We start from the raw sequence: 20,851 nt of genomic DNA on the forward strand, positions 1-20,851 counted from the left end.
CGATGAAGGGCAAGGGCCGAGAAGGATTTCATTCTAGTCGTTCAGGATTGGGGCGGTCCGATCGGCCTGAACTACGCGGTACGGCAACGAGATCACTGGCGCGGCATCGTCGTGATGAATACGTGGGCATGGCCTGCGAAAATACTGCCGATTTACGGATACTTTGCGCAAAGCATACACCGATCCGTTCCCGACTCCGAAGTCCGGGTGGCAGCGGCTGTCCGAACATTATCAGAACGAATATCAGGAGGCGTACACTATGAAAACAATTCTATGGGCAACATTAACCGCTAACGGCAATTATGCACAATCGGGGCCTGCAAATCCGCCAAAAAAGGAAGCACTGGACGACTTCTTTACACACGTTAAAGCTACAGGGAATTTCATTGTCGGGCGTCGGACGTTCGAAGGCATGCGCGGCAATGGCGGACCGGGACCTTTTGCCGATATCGATATCGTTGTCGTCTCTAAGAGCTCCACGGAGATCCCGGGAGTAAAGGTTGCAGGATCGCCGGAGGAAGCCTTGAATTACCTGGAAGAGAAAGGCCATCAGACCGCTCTGATTAGCGGCGGCGCGGATATTCACAATTCATTCCTGGGTCAAAATCTTGTAGACGAAGTGATATTCAATGTGGCACCCGTGATGGAAGGCAAGGGGTTGAACCTGCTAATCGACAAAGATAACTATTGCTATAAGGATGTGCAACTGCTGGACTGCAAACCTCTCGGCAGCGGCGTCGTTCAGTTGCGTTATAGGATCGATCGAGCTGTTTCCTAGCATACAACTTAGTCTGGCGAATTACGGATGGACTGCCTATGACATTCAGATTTGTCGCCGTTACTTATGGTAGGGTTCAGCTTAAGGGTCTAACGGCGAAAAAGCAAAAGGAGCTGTCACCGCAGCTCCTTCGTTGTTTTTCAGAGAATAATCTTATCCCACCCTCTAGTCAAACCGTAGGGCAGACTCAGCGTTGAAACACTCTTAGGACCAGGTGGCATCCTTTTGTTCCAGCCATCTCAAAATCGCCTGGTTTGTTTCTTCCGGCTTTTCTTGCTGAATCCAATGACCGCAATCCAGATTGATCACTTCCACATTGGGCACGAATTTTGCCAGATTTCCGGATTTCGGGATCGCATCCCGGTCGCCATAAATCATGAGCGTGGGTTGTTGAATGACAGGATTCACGTCCGCCAATATGCGCCAGTTGCGGTCAAGATTCCTGTACCAATTTATGCTGCCCGTGAACCCTGATGTTTCAAAAGCGGAGACGAAAACATTCAGCTCGCTGTCGCTCATCAAAGGATCACCCAGTGGTGTATCTGCATTGGCGAGATTAATCATCGCCATGCCTGGCTCAGGTGCTCTGAGAGGCTCGTTCTTGCGGTACAGGTTGCGAAGAAACCGAAACGTATTCTTATCCAATACAGCGTCCGCGACACCTGGCTGTCGATTGAAGTGGACAAAATAGTAGTCGCCGCCGAGTGTTTCCTCCAAGAACTCGATCCAAGGTTTTTCCCCGCGTTCCTGGTAGGGTAAGCTCAGATTTATCACCTTGTTCACGCGGTTTGGATGCAGCAAGGTCAGTCCCCAGACGACCATCGCACCCCAATCATGACCGATAAAGGTGGCGTCCTCGTATCCATAGTGATCGAGAAGGGCGAGGAGATCGCCCGACAAGTGTTCAACGTCATAATCGGTCACTTCGGTCGGGCGGGATGAGTTGCCATAGCCCCGCTGGTTCGGGACGATGACATGGTAGCCCGCTGCGACAAGAGGGGACACCTGATGGCGCCAAGAAAAGGCATGCTCTGGCCAGCCGTGGCAGAGCACAATGGGTTTTCCGGCGTTTTCTCGGCCTGCTTCAAAGACTTCGAGTTCCACACCGTTGACTGAAATAAGGGTGGGCTTGGGGAAATCGGTTGGATTAAACATGGAATCAAAACCTCCTTCTTGTGATACATGTAGTATAATGGGCAAAAGGTGACAGCTTATTGTCACCGTTCTGAAGTCATGTGAAAAAAAAGAGGGCAATTATGGACAAAGTGGAGCGACTCATTTCGATTATTATGATATTGCTGAAAAAAGAGGTTGTTTCTACAAAGGAATTTACACAACTATTCCATGTTTCCAAAAGAACGATCCTTCGCGATATGGAAACGTTGAGCTTATCGAACATCCCGATCTACGCTGTCAATGGGGTCAAAGGCGGCTACGGCATCATGGATGCCTACAAGGTTGATAAGCGCCTTTTAAGCAGCTCCGATTTACAAAATATATTAACTGCACTCGGCGGATTGGAACAAATCCTTCTTACTGAAGAAGTTGAAAGAACGATAAAAAAAATAGAGGCAATGGTTAGTCCATTGTCTCTAAATCGTTCCATTCAACTGTCGTTTTATGATTGGGAAGGTCGGTCCGAAATTCTTGAAACGTTAAAGATGTGTCAAGAATCCATTTTAAAGAAAAGGCTGGTCTCGTTTGATTATACGGATAAAGACGGAGCTGTAACGAATCGAGTGGTCGAGCCCTATGAGCTGCATTTTAGCGAATTGAGTTGGTACTTAAAAGGATTCTGTTTACATCGACAAGGATCGCGAACATTCAAGTTATCCCGGATCGATCATCTTACTATGGACGAACGCGCGTTTCATCCTAGAGACGATTGGTCAGAGCAAGGCAACGAAGCAAGCTATCTACCGCAATTCGTCACGATTAAGGCGAGGATATCACCTCGTATAAAGGATCAGATCATCGAAAGGTATGGTCGAAAAAGTATTGAAGACCATAGTTCTGGATTTTTATTAGCAACCATTTATGTCCCTCAAAATCGTATGGGATTTCAATTATTAGCAAGCTTCGGCACTCATCTAAAAATTGTCGAGCCCGAAACCTATGTTGAAGACTTTCGAAATTATTTAACGCAAATGGTGGAGAGTTATTCCTGATAAGATCATGTTCTTAAATAAGATCCTCCTCATTACTTTGTTGGGGGTACAAATGCTAATGGTCCGGCATCTTCCAACCCGTTTCCTCATCCCAGATGGCGTCCGTATCATCCAGATGCACATGCCAATCCCCATTGGAAATACTTCTTCTAATATCCGTCAAACAGGCCAACCAATAAAACAGCGCATGCAATGTATCTTCAAAATCATCTGAAAAGGGTAGCTTTGTTGAACCTGCAAAGATTACTGTTGGTTTACCCTGATCATAGTCATAAACACAAAATGTTTCTCCAATATCCTTCATTTCAAAACCCGCATTGTATTTATCAATGATAACCGTTATCTCTTGCTCCTCATTGTAGGTAAGGTTGTGGTTTCTCGTACAAGTGTAATAAACAGAAACTCCCATGCTACATTTCTCCTTTTTTCTCGGTATATCAAAACTAAATAAGCTTTTTCACTGCTCTGCCTCCAGATTAGTAATCTTCCATCCAACAAAACTTGTAGCCAAAGCCGCGAACCGTTTGAATATATTTCGGTTCCGAAGGATTGACCTCAATTTTTTTACGTAAATAGCGAATATGAACGCTTACCGTGTTCTCCTCGCTTGTTCCTTCCAGCCCCCAGATTCTGTCGTATAGCAAGCTTGCGCTGAACACTTGATTGGGGTGATCGGCCAAAAACAAGAGAAGCTGCCGTTCCTTAGCCGATAGTCCTACCGTCTTTCCGCCAACCATCACTTCGCAGCTATCCAGATCGATGCTCAATTCCTGATTACGCAATCTATTTTTATAATTTGACTGCTTCCAATAAGCGTAGCTGCGCAACTGTGTCCGAATACGTGCGATTACGACATCGACATCGAATGGCTTCACGATATAATCGTTCGCCCCACCCTCCAAGCCGGCTACGATATCGCCGCCTTCCTTCCTGCAAGTAATTAGAATGACGGGAATATCCGAACGGTTGCGAATTTCAGCGCACAGGCTCATCCCGTCTCCGTCCGGAAGGTTAATATCCAGCAGAGCCAGATTTGGCAATTCATTGCCCAGTAGAGCTTGTGCTTCTCTCACGCTTCCAGCTGTTGTCACGCGAAATCCGCTGCTCTCCACGCACAACCGCAGCAACTCCCGAATATCCCGTTCATCCTCAACGATCATAATGTGCCCGTCAGACATTTTAAGCACCTACCTTTCATTCCTTTACATGTGCATAATGCAACGGAAAACGGATATAAAACGTGCTTCCTTGAGTAGATGAACGTTCAAGTCCGACCTCGCCGCCATGAGCGTTCATAATTTCTCGACATATCGGCAAGCCCAGCCCCGTTCCCGTAATCGCTCCTGTCTTAGCGCCTTTTCCCCGGTAATAGCGCTCGAAAATAGACTCCCGCTCCCCCTCTTCTATCCCGTACCCGCTGTCGATTATCCGAATGGTAATGACTGAAGGCTGAGCCCCGGGTTCCTCCATTGTCGCCTCGACGCGAATCGTACCTCCCGGAGCTGTAAACTTCCGCGCATTCGACAGCAAGTTAGCAAACACTTGCTCCACGCGCATCGGATCGGCGTAAATGGCCGTAAATCGATCAGGCCAAGGCTCCGACATCGGAACCCAGGAGAAAGTAAAGCCCTGCTCCAGCATGTCCATCTGCACCTTCGAACACAGCCTTGCAAATAAAGCCCCGAACGGAACAAGCTCGTATTCAAACTGAATATGTTTATTTTCAAGCCGGACGATTTCCAGCATATCGTCGATCATCCGCTCCATTACCAGCGATTTATCATGAATGACCTGAAGATAGCGGGTTTCTCCCGCCGGAATCGTACCATTCAGCATCAACTGGACATACCCTTTAATTGCTGTAATCGGCGTGTTGAGCTCATGACTCACTTCGGAATACATATTGCTGCGAATCTGATCGATGTGGGATAGCTTTTCATTGGCTATTATGAGCTCGCCATTTACCTTCGCCAGCTCCTTGTTCGTTGAACGTAACTGTGCCATACGCATAAGCCGCATGCCCATGATTATCCCGCAACAGATGACTACCCCGCCGAAGCCAAGAAAGGTCCAGCTAATCTGGGCAAACGCGTGATGCGACGTCAACAAGGTCCGTGTCGTAGGAAAGAGTCCGAATTGCCCGCTCACCGCCCGACCAAGTACAAGACCTCCAACAAAAATGGCATTTCCGATTGCAAACACCATGATTTCCGAATTTCTTCGCCGTTTAAGAGCAAGAAAAAGGACAACTATTAATGCAAGTAGCAGACATGTCGAAATATAATCGTAAAAAAGCTGATAAAATAGCAGCTGCGCTTGTTCACCGAACAACAGCCAACCCGCAACCGCAACAAAGGCATAGACTACCACCGCGTAACCAAGATTACGAATCCACTTGCTGCCTTTACCACCAACAATCGCATACGTGATCAAAATCCCGCTAGCATATCCGATATACCAATTAAAGTGAATGAGCGATCCCCAGACCCATAGAGCATCTGACCGAAAAGCAAACTGCCAGCCTCCCCACATGACGGTTAAATCTATAGCAAAACTCGCCAAAAAAACGGAAAAATAAATAAAAAGCGTTTGGCTGCGATTAAAAAAATACAATAGTAAAGATACCGCGCTTAACAGCGATAGTACAATTGCTCCAGCCCACATCGGCGCTTCCGTTCGCAGCAGCTTAAGCACTAAAGACGATGAGGTTCCCGACCATACCTCGAAACCTTCCAAATTTTGATGAGGGGAAATGCGAGCTACCAGTACTTGATCTTCATGACCCGTTATATTGTCATAAGAAATGATTCTCCAAGAAATAAATCCCGATGGCAGGAGCTTCTCTGACTTGAAGACAGGCTGGCCGTCCAGAAATAAGGCAATCTCAAAATCCTTAACTATATAGGAATAAACCAGAAGCTGCCCCAGTGAAATCCCTTTTTTTGAAAGATGAGCTTTTAGCCAAAGCTCGTTGCCTGGATGAGCGCCATTCCGATCCGAATCCATCCGGGAGAATGGATGCCATTCGGAAGGTAACTGTCCATTAGTCATATTTCCGAAATAGTAGGCTTCCCACGCGATCCTCGATGCCTGATTTTGATCCTCATGCGAGCTTGCCTGCACCGGGTTAGGTTGAAGAATAAGGCCAGCGGTAAGCAGCAAAAGGATAAGCCTTATGATGTGCAATCTTTTCGATTGGCTCACAATATTGATCTTGTCTCCTTTGGCACATCCTAGGCTTGTTGTCCTCAGTTTAACCTGTCTCCGCAATCAAATCCACGTAGCTGGGAGGCTCATTATGATCATATTGATACAAGCTTCACTTCGAACCAGCGCAAGCAGTTCAAGCTTCCGATTCCTATCAGTTCTACAAAAAAAGGCTGCTTTGAATTTGACTTCAAAACAGCCTTGGTCTAGATTCTTTACTTGCTTTTTTGTTCCAGCATTTTTAAGAGCACCGTTACCGCCTCTGCTCTTGTCATTTTATCTCCAGGAGCGAATTGGTTCGCGCCTTTGCCTTGAATAATACCCAGATTTTTTATAGTGGCCACAGCGCCTTTCGCCCAGTCCGGAATGTCTTTATCATCTACAAAGCCAGGTGTCTCATTTGTTCCGCCAGTCAAGCCCAGGCCCAATGCCTTTGCGATCATCGCAGCCATTTCTGCACGAGTGATTTCCGCATTCGGGCGGAAGGAGCCGTCCTCATAACCACTAATAATACCCGCGTACACTGCCTGCGCGATGGATTTCTGCGCCCAGGAGCCAATCTTCTCCTTGTCGGTGAACGTCAGCGCCGCTCCATCTCCTTGCGGTTTGAGCGCATTCATCAGCATGACCGCAAATTCCGCGCGCGTCACGGTGCGACCCGGCTTGAACGTATTATCCGGATAGCCCTTAACGATGCCCGCGCTAACCGCTTGCTTAATACTGGCTTCCGCCCAATGTGCGGCAATATCGCTGAAGCTCACTTCCGTTAATCCGTCCGTTGTCGGAGGGGCAGCATCGGCTACCGCAAATACAGCGTATTTGGTGAAGTGATTAACCTCTACGGTAATATTATTGCCGCTCACAGTGCCGCCGACCTTCACCCATTCCTTCTTCACTTCGTCATAATAGAAGACGACCGCCTTCTCATTGCCCTTCAAGCTATTCAGATCAAATTTGAAAGAGAGCGTGACAGATTTGTCGAAGTTCTCCACGAAGCTTTTTAGAATTTCGAATATCGGGCTAAGCAGAATATCCTTATTTGTAATCAAAGTCTGTATATCCGAGACTTTATCGATCGTTAATTTTAACTCTTTGCCTGTAGCGTTGGCAGGAATGACGATCTTGATCTCATCGCCTTGGCTGACCTCTCCCGCTTTGCCTGCGGGAAGCGTCAAATGACCATCTGTAGAGGTGAACGTAGGGTCACTCGTTGGCGGGGTTGGCGTGTATGAGCCGCCATCACCGTTCGTTGCAACCGACATGCTTTCGCTGGCATTCGAAATGTTTCCCAACATATCAACAGCCTTAGCCGTATAAATATACTGCTTCGAAGCAGAAAGTCCGGTATCGACATACGTACTTTCAGCCGTTTCCACAATGAGCGTCCCGTCACGGTAAATCATATATTTGGCCACACCCGAATCATCGTTCGCAGCAAGATGAAGTGTAATCGAGTTTGTCGTTTTTGCGTCCGATGTGATTGTTACCTGGTCCGGTGCGGTCGTGTCCGCCAGCACTCCGTATGTGGAGAAATGGCTGACTGTCGTCTCGATGCCGTTGTCCGTTACTCGGGAAGGATTATACTCCCACTTGCCAGTAGACACGTTGTAATAATAAACAGCGAGCTTGCTCCTATCCGAACTATCGTCATACCCGAGTGTAATCTGTACAGGCTGAGTAATGGTCATGCCTTCAAGTTGGAATTCGATAACTTGTCCTGCTCTAGCGAGTTTAACCTCCCCCGAGGGCGTGGCGTTCGAATCTTGTACCGTCAATATTGTCCCCTCGGGAATCACCAGTCCGTCAGGCAGCTTAATTACGAGCCCGCCCGAGTACGTAAGCGTACGAACCGAAGGGTCTAATTGCATCGGCTCTCCTATGATACCTTCTCGGGTAATGGTGATCACGTATGTCGTGTTTGAGCCGTCTTGCGCCGTCACGGTAATCCGAATAGGGTTGTGCTCGAAGAACAAGCTTGATGCACTGTAGCCATATACATTTCCCGTTACCGAGTTGTAATTCGCCCCCGTAACCGTTAGAGATTGGTTAGGATCCCCTTTACTCAGAAAAAGGTTAAGCGTAGAAACCGAATTCTCAACTCGTACAGTATAATTCGTCTGATATGGTAAAAAATGAAGTGTTCCATAATCCAGTGACAAGCCGGACAATAATGTGTTCGCTGACAGCCATTGTGCGTACAAGGTAACATTCTGCGTGCCTATAAAGAAATTCATCCCACTGGCATAGCTAATGCCACTGCCGTCCGCCGCTGTATTCCAACCTGCAAACGTATAGTGAGTCTTCACCAGGTTTCCGTTGTTCCCGGATACCGACACCGGATCGCCCTGCTCATACAAGCCGCTGTCCGTCGGTACGCTTCCTCCCGTACTGCCGTTGCCGCTATATGTCACTTTGAATGTAGGGGTCAATAGCCATTTTGCATATAATGTCACATCGGACAAGCCCATGCTGAATGAAGCGCCTGAAGCATAATCTGTTCCGGTTCCATCCGCCGCTGTATTCCAACCTGCGAACGTATAGTGAGTCTTCACCAGATTCCCGTTGTTCCCGGATACCGACACCGGATCGCCCTGCTCATACGAGCCGCTGTCCGTCGGTACGCTTCCTCCCGTACTGCCGTTGCCGTTATAGGTCACTTTAAATGTAGGTGTCAATGTCCATTTTGCATATAACGTCACATCGGACGAGCCCATGCGGAATGAAGCATCCGGAGCATAATCCGTTCCGGTTCCATCCGCCGCTGTATTCCAACCTGCGAACGTATAGTGAGTCTTCACCAGATTTCCGTTGTTGCCGGATACCGACACCGTATCGCCCTGCTCATACGAGCCACTGTCCGCCGGTACGCTTCCTCCCGTACTGCCGTTGCCGTTATAGGTCACTTTGAATGTAGGAGTCAATGTCCATTTTGCATATAGCGTCACATCGGACGAACCCATGCGGAATGAAGCGCCTGAAACATAATCTGTTCCGCTGCCATCCGCCTGCGTATTCCAGCCTGCAAACGTGTAGTGAGTCTTCACCAGATTTCCATTGTTCCCGGATACCGACACCGTATCGCCCTGCTCATACGAGCCGCTGTCCGTCGGTACGCTTCCTCCCGTACTGCCGTTGCCGCTATACGTCACTTTGAATGTAGGGGTCAATGTCCATTTTGCATATAACGTCACATCGGACGAACCCATGCGGAATGAAGCATCCGGAGCATAATCCGTTCCGGTTCCATCCGCCGCTGTATTCCAACCTGCGAACGTATAGTGAGTCTTCACCAGATTTCCGTTGTTGCCGGATACCGACACCGTATCGCCCTGCTCATACGAGCCACTGTCCGCCGGTACGCTTCCTCCCGTACTGCCGTTGCCGTTATAGGTCACTTTGAATGTAGGAGTCAATGTCCATTTTGCATATAGCGTCACATCGAACGAACCCATGCTGAATGAAGCGCCTGAAGCATAATCTGTTCCGCTGCCATCCGCCTGCGTATTCCAGCCTGCGAACGTATAGTGAGTCTTCACCAGGTTCCCGTTGTTCCCGGATACCGACACCGGATCGCCCTGCTCATACGAGCCACTGTCCGTCGGTACGCTTCCTCCCGTACTGTCGTTGCCGCTATAGGTCACTTTGAATGTAGGGGTCAATGTCCATTTTGCATATAACGTCACATCGGACAAGCCCATGCTGAATGAAGCGCCTGAAGCATAATCTGTTCCGCTGCCATCCGCCTGCGTATTCCAGCCTGCGAACGTATAGTGAGTCTTCACCAGATTTCCATTGTTGCCGGATACCGACACCGTATCGCCCTGCTCATACGAGCCGCTATCCGTCGGTACGCTTCCTCCCGTACTGCCGTTGCCGTTATAGGTCACTTTGAATGTAGGGGTCAATGTCCATTTTGCATATAACGTCACATCGGACGAGCCCATGCTGAATGAAGCGCCTGAAGCATAATCTGTTCCGCTGCCATCCGCCTGCGTATTCCAGCCTGCAAACGTGTAGTGAGTCTTCACCAGATTTCCATTGTTGCCGGATACCGACACCGTATCGCCCTGCTCATATGAGCCGCTGTCCGTCGGTGCGCTTCCTCCCGTACTGCCGTTGCCGTTATAGGTCACTTTGAATGTAGGGGTCAATGTCCATTTTGCATATAACGTCACATCGGACGAACCCATGCGGAATGAAGCATCCGGAGCATAATCCGTTCCGGTTCCATCCGCCTGCGTATTCCAGCCTGCGAACGTATAGTGAGTCTTCACCAGATTTCCGTTGTTCCCGGATACCGACACCGGATCGCCCTGCTCATACGAGCCGCTGTCCGTCGGTACGCTGCCTCCCGTAATGCCGTTGCCGTTATAGGTCACTTTGAATGTAGGGGTCAATGTCCATTTTGCATATAACGTCACATCGGACGAACCCATGCTGAATGAAGCATCCGGAGCATAATCCGTTCCGGTTCCATCCGCCGCTGTATTCCAACCTGCGAACGTATAGTGAGTCTTCACCAGATTCCCGTTGTTCCCGGATACCGACACCGGATCGCCCTGCTCATACGAGCCGCTGTCCGTCGGTACGCTTCCTCCCGTACTGCCGTTGCCGTTATAGGCCACTTTAAATGTAGGGGTCAATATCCATTTTGCATATAACGTCACATCGGACACGCCCATGCCGAATGAAGCGCCTGAAGCATAATCTGTTCCGCTGCCATCCGCCTGCGTATTCCAGCCTGCAAACGTGTAGTGAGTCTTCACCAGGTTTCCGTTGTTCCCGGATACCGACACCGGATCGCCCTGCTCATACGAGCCGCTGTCCGTCGGTATGCTTCCTCCCGTACTGCCGTTGCCGCTATAGGTCACTTTGAATGTAGGGCTCAATATCCATTTTGCATATAACGTCACATCGGACACGCCCATGCTGAATGAAGCGCCTGAAGCATAATCTGTTCCGCTGCCATCCGCCGCTGTATTCCAACCTGCGAACGTATAGTGAGTCTTGAGTAAAGTTGCCGTATTACTATAAACGTTGACCGTTTCGCCTTGCGCGTACGACTTGTCGTCAGTCGGCGCATTCCCGCCCGTGTTTCCGTTCCCGTCATACGTCACATACTTTTGTATGGCCAACAAATAGGGATATCCGTTATTGCGCGATGGACTTATCCCCCAAGTGCTTGTGAAGTCCCAGTCCGAATCTGCATAAGTGCTTTGTGTCTTCATCTCCGCGGTCGTTCGGCCAATGCCTTTGTCTGTATCCGATTGACCTGTCGTACCCGAGTCGTAGAAGCTGTAGCTGATCGTTCCACTATTGTTGCCAATCAAGCCGCCTACTTTGGCGCCGCTTCCCGTTACACTTCCTGCTGCATAGCTGTAGCCGATCGTTCCGCTGTTGGTGCCAATCAAGCCACCTACATTGGTGCCGGTTCCTGTTACGTTTCCTGCTGCATAGCCGTAGCTGATCTCTCCGAAATTGGCTCCAACCAAACCGCCTACATTGTTACTGCTTCCTGTTACACTTGCTTTTGCGAAGCTGTTATTAACCGTTCCATAGTAATTATAGCCAATCAAACCGCCTACATTGTTACTGCTTCCTGTTACATTTGCTTTTGCGAAGCTGTCATTAACCGTTCCATAGTAATTGTAGCCAATCAAACCGCCTACACTGGCGCTTGTTCCTGTTACACTTCCTGATACATAGCTGTTGCTTATCTCACCGCCATCGATACGGCCTACCAAGCCGCCTACATATTGTTTGCCCGTAATATTTACGTTTTCCAGAATCATATTGGATACGCTCGCATCATAGCCGATATACCCAAACAACCCTGCAAAATTATCATTAGGTCTATTAATCGTCAAGCCTGTGATCTTGTGCCCATTGCCGTCCATATGCCCCTGGAATCGGCCGCTAGAACTCCCAATCGGTAACCATCCTTGGCTATAGCTGCTCAAATCAATATCTGCCGTCAGCTTGAAATAAAGATCCGAATCCAAATAATTCCTGACCGTATCCAACTCCTCACCAGTTGAAATCTGATAAGGATCACTTTCAGTACCTGTTCCAACCTCCAAGGTCTTCTTCCATTTCGCGTACAGCGTCATATCGGACGTGATCACGCCTTCAGCGTCTGCTTTATAATCCACACCATGTCCATCCGCCTGCGTGTTCCAGCCTGCGAAAGTGTAGCCTGTCTTCACCAGATTTCCGTTGTTGCCGGCGACCGATACCTTAATGCCATTATATGAGCGGCTATTGGCGGGTATCTCTCCTCCCGTGCTGCCGTTGCCGTTATACGTCACGTTATATCCAGGATGTACGGTAACCGTAACCATTGCTTCGCTTGCGGCATGAGCGTCGTCCCCTGGAAAAGCAGCGGTAATGGCGTGCATACCGATCGCCAGAGCGGATGTCTTAAAGCTAGCGCTGGACGAAGCGCTTAGGAGCTCTCCCCATCCCACCGTAATCGTCATGTCATCCTGACCCCAGAAGGTGAAAGTCTGAGCAACAGCATCCATCGTAATGTTCGATAAATAACGCGCTCCTGCCTTTTCCAGTTGGTTAACAATATTGCCGGAAGCGTCGTAAGTAACAATGTTCATCGCAATGCGATTATCCCCAAAACTGTAAGCCCGGTAGGTGTATGCTCCCCATTGAATAAGGGGACAAGAAGAGCCACAGTTCGTTGTCGTAATCACGGGTTCAGCCGTAGTTAATCCAACTGTCGTAAGGTCCTGATTACCATCCCTGAAGGTGATTGTCCCGCTGGGGGTCGTTCCGCCGATTACCGGATCGAGTGCAGTGACGTTAAAGGTTACATCCTCCCCATAAGTTGAATCCATGGAATTTGCTGAAATCTTCAATGTGGCCGTACCCTGAGCTTTAGCGACGCCCGAATAAAAGTTGATGAGTACTGCCAATGCGAGCACGACCGTGAATATCTTTTTCAGTTTTACCATTCCCAAAATATTACACACTCCTATCTCTCCTTTGTTATATAAAATAGAAAATAACAATTAATATAATTCAAATATTTAAATAGTTCTGATGCTTTCGTCCTCCACAATCATAATGTGCCCGTCAGACATAATAGGGGCACTATACGAATAGTATTAGCTTCAGTTTAAGAGTAGATTAAGAGATGCAAAAAAGAGACTGTGTAAAGCTCGCAGTCTCTTCCGACTATTCTAAAAAGAAGTTTTATAACTGCTCATTGCTCAGCATCGCACTCGCACTCGCAATCGCAATCGCCAGAAAGTCCTCCCGACCGATCTCATTCGAACATCTGATATCCTTGGGGAAATGGTGAACATTAATCGATTTTTCCCAAAAGCAAACCCTAAAGTCGAAGGCTATAGGAGCTCAAACTCTTCATATCTCACTTTCGTTTTACACTCCCGCATATCCTCAACACCCGGATTTTTCGCCGTTACTTGTGGTACGGTTCAACGTATCATAAGTAGGGCAAAAATTAAAAAGGCTGTCTAAAAGCATAGTGGACAACCTTTTTATATCTTTTTTAATTGTCAGGAAGTGAGATGTCTGAGAAATATGGGTAGCCTTTTCGCGCATTCTCACGAAGATCGTTTTGAAAATATTCCACTGCCTTTTGAATATTAAAAACGCGATAGTTAATTGCAACTGCTAGATCAAGCATCATCATGATTCCCCGTTGTTCTTGATCCTCACTCAATATACTTTTTGATTTTCTAGTTCTACTTAAATTATGAATAACTCCTCTATAAATAAGTGTGCCTAACTTTTTTCTGTCCGATCTTGAGACGCTTAGAAATAAATGAACAGGCAGGCGTCTATCTTCTTCTCGGTTCTCGTTTCGTGTTTCCGCTCCTGTATTTCTTGCAGATAATTTCGGAATAATGATTTTATCGAGAAAATAAAGATCACTCTCTGTTAGCTGATTTTCATTTAAAGTTTGACTATCAATAATAGTTTGAATTGCTGAGCTAATAGATGAATAATCAATTCTTTGAACTTCTTTTTGCGTTGTAAACTTTTTTGCTGCACTAACGTACGCTGCTTTTATTATTTCAAAATATCTCCTGGGCAACCCATTAGCAGCAAATGCTGCTAATAAAAATGTCTTTTCGTCTTCAAATAACCACAAAATATTACCTTCGGACTCCGGATGCAGGGTTAGTAATCTTCGCTCAGTAATGTATTTGAAAAATGCTTCGTATTCTTCTCCGAGAACATCCATTTCTAGATATTCCATACTACAATCTTCACCTGGAATAAATTCCAGCTCATCACCCTTTGTCTTCGATGGATAGTTAGTCTTTTGCGGAGGATAAACACTACCAATAAAATACAGGAAATTTGTACCCTCAGCCGTCTCTGTTGAGGCTCTAATTAGCCTCAACAGTCTAAACACCTCTAACTGAGCCTTATCAGAAACTCCTGATATCTCATCAATTAATATCAAACTATAATTTAACTCGAGAATATTGTGCAATCCTTTGAAAAACTCCACAATGTACCTTGATGCATTGTAATGGGACAATCTACCCAATACATATTCAATTTGTTCTTTGGTTGTCATTTCTCCACTAAGGGATATACCCTTAAAACCTAATTCACCCTTAACTCCGTTAGATTGTTCGCCAGAAATCTTGAGATTACTAGTAAGCAATTCACTATTTAAACGTGTAAATAGCTTTTCGACTTCCTCTAGAACCTCTGAAATTGACTGTTCTTTAAAAAGTTCAAATATCGGAGCTTCACTTCTAAGGATTTTAAGACTTAGAGGACTATCAGAATCCTCAATATAACTAGAGTTTTCAATAATAGTACTAAAGGCGGCTTGTACGATATTGGTATATAAATGCACTCTAAAAATCTCATCATCAAGTGATTCGTATTCTGAAATCTTAGCTAAAGAAATGTAAATCGGCAGTATTCTATTCCGCTTGAACGTTCGTAGACTCTCTTCCCGAATCATTTTAAGAATATGAGTCTTTCCCGTCCCACGAATACCCTCAAGAAGTATATTAGTAGCAGATGTCGCAACTACATGGACATCTAAGCCTGGATTTGCATGAGTGCGTGAATTAAAGTTTGTTTGAGCATCGTTGTTGAAAAATTCCGAATTAATTCTAACTATACTCATAATATAAGCCTCCATGACCTAATCACAGTGTTCTATATTATGAACTATAAGTTAACAATTTTAATAATTCAACCAAATTATACAGCAACTGCTCAATTTCGCCCTACTTATGGTACGGGTTAGCGTAACACTCTAACGGTTAATTTTCCTTGAACCCTTTGTCCTAGATAATTTTCCCTATATAATAGGAAAGAGGGAAAAACTTATTTTATACACAGGAAGGGATAGATGAATATCATATATTTTAACTTCCTAGAGCAATCATATATAATTGAACATGACATGTATTTTTCAATGAATTATCTGCTGAGATATGGCTATTTTGATTTTAAATACTCCGAACAATATGAAGAGGATTACATTATTTCAAAATATGTATATAAAGAGATATTTAATACTGACGAACTTTCCTCTGCTTACTATAAGATTATTGATAAAGTAAACTTTAGAACTTATGTCGACACTGCCCCAATTGAGCTTTCAATCTATAAAAATGAAGCTGAAAGAAGGACTTACAAACTTCCAAACATTTACTCGTATATATCACTATGTAGACACTTAGAGCAAAATAAAAGCATTTATCTTAAAATAATTTCTGATAGTCACCAGTCTCTTTCAAAACAATTTCATGCTCCATTTCATAAAGGCAAACAGAGACGAGAAGAAAATAGATTGGGTAAAAAGCATATTATGAAAACAGATATACAGAACTTTTATCCAAGTATATATACCCATTCTATCCCTTGGATCTTAGTTGGAAAAAATGAAGCAAAAAATAATAAAACCGATAAAAGTAAGTACTATAATGAATTAGACTCATTAATTCAAAGATGTCAAAGAGGAGAAACCCATGGAATACCTACAGGTAGCTTTGCTTCTCGTTTAATCGCGGAGTTATATATGTGTAAGTTAGATGAGATAATGTGCAGTTTTTCTTATGTTAGATATGTTGATGATTTTGAGTTTTCATATAACGACGAGAGTGAAAAGGGTAATTTTTACAAAGAATTAAGTACAGAGTTAAGTAAGTTGAATTTGAAGTTAAAAGTTGAGAAAAATCACATAGATTCCTTCCCATTTCAAGGCGACAATAATTCAGCTTTCTTTTTTGACTATTTTCTCAATGTTGCAGACGAAAAAAGACAGACGAAACGTATCTACAATTTTATTGACAGTTCTATATATAAAGAAAGAGAGGGCTATAAAGGCGCATTAAAGCTAATGTTTAAATCATTAAAATCAAATATAGTAGATGCTCGTATTTCCCAGCAGTCCTTAACTCGACATATTTATAAGCAACTATTTAATATGGTTCTAATGACACCACACTTGTCAGTATATTTCATGGAGTTTATAAATGTTTTAGATGAGAAAGTAATTGATTACACTCTTAGACCAAGTATTATTGAAATGAAAACACAAATACAAAATAATATTAATAGATATTTAGAATTATCTTATCATCAGGAGCTCTACTCATTGTTAAGCATCTTTTTGTTCATTGGTGTAAACAATGTTTGCACCAATGAACAGTTAGTAAATATAATTACCAGTATGGATGACTTAAGTGCAATTCTAGCTCTCGAGCTGTTAGTTAGAGATGAAAATAATATTAATAATACTTTATTTGAATCAATAGAATGTAAACTGAAAAATTCATTTTCATGGGAAGAAGAGTATTGGTTATTAAAATATCATTTCTTCCTTAAATTAAATGAAAACAAAAAGTTTTTAAAAGAGTATAAGAATTTCATATATCATAAATATGGTACCGGGATTGAAAGGTCAAAATTTTTTAATCCGCAAAATCTTTCATCCTTAAACTCTCCAATTATATTGGCTACACAGAATCAAAATAGCAAAGCTGATATTTCTACATTTTTTAATACATTATTTGATAATAATGTCTCTTTCTTTATTGATCCATTGTAGAGATTCGTCCTACTTATTTTTCACCGTAACGATGCTATCGCCGAAAAATAAGTAGGGCTTGCTGAACGATTACTTATAATAGCGGCTTTATCCCGCAGGATAAATATCCTTGGCAATATCCAACAGGACGGCACTGATTGAGAAAAACGGCTCCAATTCATTCTGCTCTCCCAATTGAAGATAGTTCGAATAAAGCTTCCCCTCCGCTGCCCCAACTTTCGTAAACGTTATGCCCCCAAACATCGGAAATGTAGAGCAAAATATAATTTCATACGTCGCCCTCGAATCACTATTCTCCACCCTGAACGCCCTCACCCAAATTGGCTCTTCTCCTTCGGGGATACGAACAGAAGCGTTGATTTCCTCTGGGAATAGAGGCTCTACAGCCATCGGAACATTCTCCGTGACAGCGATCCTAATTTCTACTTCATACTTGCTAACAGGAATCATGAGAATAGAGATCCACTCGTTGCTCCGTACCCAAAACGCCCCATCCGTCTTGCTGTCGGGATCACGCTGCGGTAGAGTGGGGAACCCCCTATTTACTTCCTTGGTTTCCCTTTCTTCTGGATTCGTCTTGAGTCTTTCGATTCCATGTTTACTTGTTCTTGGTTCCGATGTACTGCCAGCCGTTCTTCATAATATTCCAGCATGCCGTGCAAATAGGGATCTTTGCTCTCATAAACAAGGGATTTCGTATCCTTCAGCAGAACCGATGGGCTTATCCAAATCAAACACCCACAGGAGAAATCCATCCGTTGAAACGTTCTGAATAAGCCTTCTATCATTGGAAATATTCCCCTATTAGGCGGTAGACGGCGTTTTGGTAATCTCGTTTCTTTGGATACTTTTTCTTAAATCGATCCGTCTTCGCCCGCGCTACGGTCTGCCCCAGTTTCGTAAGGTTAAAGCTGCTCCGCGGAATAAACAAGAAATAACGTATATCATGGATATCCATACCGGGTTTCCTTTCCGCATCCAAATCAACGCGAGCAATGACACCGAATCCCGCCCGATCCGATAAGCCGCACCTTGCGCATTCCGCCCAATACTTCATCAATTGATCTAAATCTTCTAATTAAATACCATTGATCTGTTCCCAAATGTGACTTTACCTCAAGGGGCATATCTAAGGGGAGCGTGGCTGGCAACCTCCCCCGAATACTCCATCTGCTTCGAATGCTTGCCCAGTCGCAAGAAAAACGGAAATCCGGACATCAAAGCTGATGGGCCTTGATTCTTTGAAAAGGTGTATGTGGATTCCCTGGTGCGTGTGCCCAGGCGGGCATGACGACAACCTCCCCTATATTCCCCGCCACGGCTTGAGAGCGATGCTTCTCCTGATGAAGTTGAATTCTTCCGATCGGGCCGCCCGAGTAGCTATTGTGGATTCTCCACATCACAGCACCTGTTGTTGCATTCACGTAATCCTCGTAATGGACTCCGAGCGAACGAATTAAATTCCCGGTGTACAGGCTCCCATAGATGCCGATTTCGGACTTCAACACATTGTAGGTATATGGAGTGGGATGCCCGACCGCCACAAGCGGGGCCGAAGCCAGGTAGAATCTGCAATTGAATGCAGGCATGCCACCATCCTAAAATATGGAAGCGTTCTACAATGTACGACATTTTCCTATCTTTAAATTGAAAAAATAATTAATATATCAACAGACCTCGTAAATAAGAAACTCTAATTTAACGATGTGAACTTGCAAGAGGTAATTCTTTCTCGTTTGTCATTCTTTTGTGAGATCGTTTAACAAATTCGCATTACATATCACTTTTCAAAGACGAAGAGTATGTATGGAATAAAATCAGCTATTGATTATTACTAAAAAATTTGCGTCACTTATGATACGGTTCCCCTTAACGGGTCTATCGGCGAAAACAAATGGCGGCCCTGAGGCCGCCATGCTTCATCTCGTTTATGCTCGCCGTGACTTTATTGGCTGCCATTTCCCCCAAGCTCTAAGCTTTTGCTCGATTATGCCTCCGTGCCAATAATCCACCTTGAACTTCTCTGCTTCTGCTTTGGCGGGCTTGGTCAGGTCTGATGTTGTGATCAGAAGCGATAGAATACAGTTGTGGTTGCGCTTCGCCGCGACCAATTCCCGAACCGTCTGAACTGGCACAAAGTTATGGTCTGCGTAGCACTTGGCCTGAACAGACGTCCGTTCTCCTCGCTTGTCCACAACTACAAGGTCAACGCCTCCGTCATTGCCGCCGACGCCCACCTCATGAACTTGGTAGCCTTGACCTCTGAAATACAGTGCCAGCAGACGTTCAAACTCTACACCGTTTAATTGATCAAGTGCTAACGTAAGAATGACCTCATCCGAACGGCAAGACTTCGACGTACGCGAGGGCAGCGTTGAAGTCTTCTTACTCATCGTCTTAGTAGGACGCTTCCGCCGATTGCGGTTCCTCTTCTTCTTAGCAGGCTGTAACAGTCCTGAGATGATCCCCATAGCAATCGGGATGACAATAAGCCAAGCAAACCATGCATACTCTTTCACAGGACTTTGCCGCCTTTCCTTTTTGCGATAATGACTGGGATTAACCTGTTCGTCTACCCTTCTTACAGAGATGACGAAGAAGACAAATGGCGGCACTATGGCCGCCGGGATTGATTTTTAGAATAAGGAGCTACAGATTATCGATTATGACGCGATATTGATACGATCCAAGGACGAGTCATAGGAAATTGAAATGCCAAGACCTAAGGAGTAAACTTTGATAGGAACATAGGTAGTACCCTTATAGATAACCGGCGCTACGTTTAACGTAGAAGCGACATTATTTACCTTCATGGTCTTACTGTTGATCACAAGCACAACTGACTTATCCGACTTTTTCAACTGTATAACCTTGGTCTTGGCGTCATATTGTACAGATGCACCTACGGCATCTGCCACAGCCTTCAGAGGAACCAAAGTTGTATCGTTGATTACAATGGGAGCATTATTAAAGGCTAACCGCTCATTATTTAAGTAAATGGAAGTGCTTGCGCTCTTATATTGAACTGTAGAAGACTTTGATTTGGATGAGGTGCTCTTCGCTCCAATCTTGGCGCTTGAGGACGTGCCGTTAGACGAATGACTGCTAGATGAGCTGGATGATGAAGAACCGGAAGAGGACGAGGATGATCCTCCACCATTATGATAATGGTAACCACTACACAAGCCTTTTGCCTTTGACTTAGCGGAGCAATTGTGTCCCCCGCTTGAATCTGTACGGCCGGAATGTGCTAAAGCTACTGACGGTACGACCATAATTAACAAAAGAACGAATACTAAAACCTTCTTCACATTTGTTCCTCCTATTGTTGGCATGCACAGGACTGAACCAAATATACCATATTTTAAATTCAGTGGGTGTAATTTGTAGGAAAAAATAACCATTTTATGCAGGCCTTCTAGCAGGGGGATAGCAAAGGTGCCACTGCACTTTACGTTCATCCAATACATTTTTTTCATGAATGCCATAATTCCCATCTCCTCTTAAGGTTTGGGTGCCCTTGAGGTCAGTATAGCACAAAAGCCCATAGCCCGCTTTAGCAGTTTACTGCACTAAAGACAGTTAATAAGCGGCTTCGCTTATACATTATGTATAGCCGTGAGAAATCATTTG

12 protein-coding genes are annotated in these 20,851 nt (G+C 45.1%); 3 read left to right on the forward strand and 9 right to left on the reverse strand.

Annotated features, from left to right (window positions below; genetic code table 11):
• Nucleotides 1-259: 259 nt before the first annotated feature.
• Nucleotides 260-778, forward strand: a complete 519-nt coding sequence (locus tag VQ071_RS14430) for a dihydrofolate reductase family protein (RefSeq protein ID WP_340514744.1) — start codon at nucleotides 260-262, stop codon at nucleotides 776-778.
• A gap of 204 nt (nucleotides 779-982) precedes the next feature.
• Here VQ071_RS14430 and VQ071_RS14435 read toward each other — a convergent pair whose 3' ends face one another.
• On the reverse strand, nucleotides 983-1,933 hold the full coding sequence (locus VQ071_RS14435) for an alpha/beta fold hydrolase (RefSeq protein ID WP_340514745.1): 951 nt from the start codon (nucleotides 1,931-1,933) through the stop codon (nucleotides 983-985).
• A gap of 101 nt (nucleotides 1,934-2,034) precedes the next feature.
• Between VQ071_RS14435 and VQ071_RS14440 the strand changes: the two genes are divergently transcribed.
• Nucleotides 2,035-2,946, forward strand: coding sequence for a helix-turn-helix transcriptional regulator (locus VQ071_RS14440; protein WP_340514746.1), 912 nt, complete (start codon nucleotides 2,035-2,037; stop codon nucleotides 2,944-2,946).
• A gap of 55 nt (nucleotides 2,947-3,001) precedes the next feature.
• Here the strand turns inward: VQ071_RS14440 and VQ071_RS14445 are convergent, their stop codons facing one another.
• The 5 genes from VQ071_RS14445 to VQ071_RS14465 form a co-directional block, all read right to left on the reverse strand.
• Complete coding sequence (locus VQ071_RS14445) at nucleotides 3,002-3,355, reverse strand: hypothetical protein (RefSeq protein WP_340514747.1); 354 nt, start codon at nucleotides 3,353-3,355, stop codon at nucleotides 3,002-3,004.
• Nucleotides 3,356-3,422: 67 nt separating this feature from the next.
• A complete protein-coding gene (locus VQ071_RS14450; protein ID WP_340514900.1) occupies nucleotides 3,423-4,124 on the reverse strand; it encodes a response regulator transcription factor in 702 nt (233 codons plus the stop codon).
• Nucleotides 4,125-4,140: 16 nt separating this feature from the next.
• Nucleotides 4,141-6,150: a sensor histidine kinase gene (locus VQ071_RS14455; protein WP_340514748.1), complete on the reverse strand. Its 2,010-nt coding sequence runs from the start codon at nucleotides 6,148-6,150 to the stop codon at nucleotides 4,141-4,143.
• A 218-nt stretch (nucleotides 6,151-6,368) separates the two neighbouring features.
• Nucleotides 6,369-13,118: an InlB B-repeat-containing protein gene (locus VQ071_RS14460; RefSeq protein ID WP_340514901.1), complete on the reverse strand. Its 6,750-nt coding sequence runs from the start codon at nucleotides 13,116-13,118 to the stop codon at nucleotides 6,369-6,371.
• 560 nt (nucleotides 13,119-13,678) lie between these two features.
• Nucleotides 13,679-15,286: an ORC-CDC6 family AAA ATPase gene (locus VQ071_RS14465; protein ID WP_340514749.1), complete on the reverse strand. Its 1,608-nt coding sequence runs from the start codon at nucleotides 15,284-15,286 to the stop codon at nucleotides 13,679-13,681.
• A gap of 228 nt (nucleotides 15,287-15,514) precedes the next feature.
• Here VQ071_RS14465 and VQ071_RS14470 point away from each other — a divergent pair, with 228 nt between their 5' ends.
• A complete protein-coding gene (locus VQ071_RS14470; RefSeq protein ID WP_340514750.1) occupies nucleotides 15,515-17,218 on the forward strand; it encodes an RNA-directed DNA polymerase in 1,704 nt (567 codons plus the stop codon).
• An 87-nt stretch (nucleotides 17,219-17,305) separates the two neighbouring features.
• On the opposite strand, the gene VQ071_RS14475 is transcribed toward VQ071_RS14470, so the two are convergent.
• From VQ071_RS14475 to VQ071_RS14485, 3 genes are all read right to left on the reverse strand, one after another.
• On the reverse strand, nucleotides 17,306-17,608 hold the full coding sequence (locus VQ071_RS14475) for a hypothetical protein (RefSeq protein ID WP_340514752.1): 303 nt from the start codon (nucleotides 17,606-17,608) through the stop codon (nucleotides 17,306-17,308).
• A gap of 1,538 nt (nucleotides 17,609-19,146) precedes the next feature.
• Nucleotides 19,147-19,737 (reverse strand): restriction endonuclease, encoded by a 591-nt coding sequence (locus tag VQ071_RS14480; RefSeq protein ID WP_340514753.1) that lies wholly within the window; start codon nucleotides 19,735-19,737, stop codon nucleotides 19,147-19,149.
• Nucleotides 19,738-19,881: 144 nt separating this feature from the next.
• Nucleotides 19,882-20,706: a copper amine oxidase N-terminal domain-containing protein gene (locus VQ071_RS14485; protein WP_340514754.1), complete on the reverse strand. Its 825-nt coding sequence runs from the start codon at nucleotides 20,704-20,706 to the stop codon at nucleotides 19,882-19,884.
• Nucleotides 20,707-20,851: the final 145 nt, after the last annotated feature.

Source organism: Cohnella sp. 56, assembly GCF_037963805.1.
In the GTDB taxonomy this organism is placed as follows: domain Bacteria; phylum Bacillota; class Bacilli; order Paenibacillales; family Paenibacillaceae; genus Cohnella.

Bases quoted from the DNA above. Each gene is read 5' to 3' on its own strand.
- VQ071_RS14430 (WP_340514744.1), top strand. From the start codon at position 260: ATGAAAACAATTCTATGGGCAACATTAACCGCTAACGGCAATTATGCA.
- VQ071_RS14435 (WP_340514745.1), bottom strand. From the start codon at position 1,933: ATGTTTAATCCAACCGATTTCCCCAAGCCCACCCTTATTTCAGTCAAC.
- VQ071_RS14440 (WP_340514746.1), top strand. From the start codon at position 2,035: ATGGACAAAGTGGAGCGACTCATTTCGATTATTATGATATTGCTGAAA.
- VQ071_RS14445 (WP_340514747.1), bottom strand. From the start codon at position 3,355: ATGGGAGTTTCTGTTTATTACACTTGTACGAGAAACCACAACCTTACC.
- VQ071_RS14450 (WP_340514900.1), bottom strand. From the start codon at position 4,124: ATGTCTGACGGGCACATTATGATCGTTGAGGATGAACGGGATATTCGG.
- VQ071_RS14460 (WP_340514901.1), bottom strand. From the start codon at position 13,118: ATGGTAAAACTGAAAAAGATATTCACGGTCGTGCTCGCATTGGCAGTA.
- VQ071_RS14465 (WP_340514749.1), bottom strand. From the start codon at position 15,286: ATGAGTATAGTTAGAATTAATTCGGAATTTTTCAACAACGATGCTCAA.
- VQ071_RS14470 (WP_340514750.1), top strand. From the start codon at position 15,515: ATGAATATCATATATTTTAACTTCCTAGAGCAATCATATATAATTGAA.
- VQ071_RS14475 (WP_340514752.1), bottom strand. From the start codon at position 17,608: ATGGCTGTAGAGCCTCTATTCCCAGAGGAAATCAACGCTTCTGTTCGT.
- VQ071_RS14485 (WP_340514754.1), bottom strand. From the start codon at position 20,706: ATGGCATTCATGAAAAAAATGTATTGGATGAACGTAAAGTGCAGTGGC.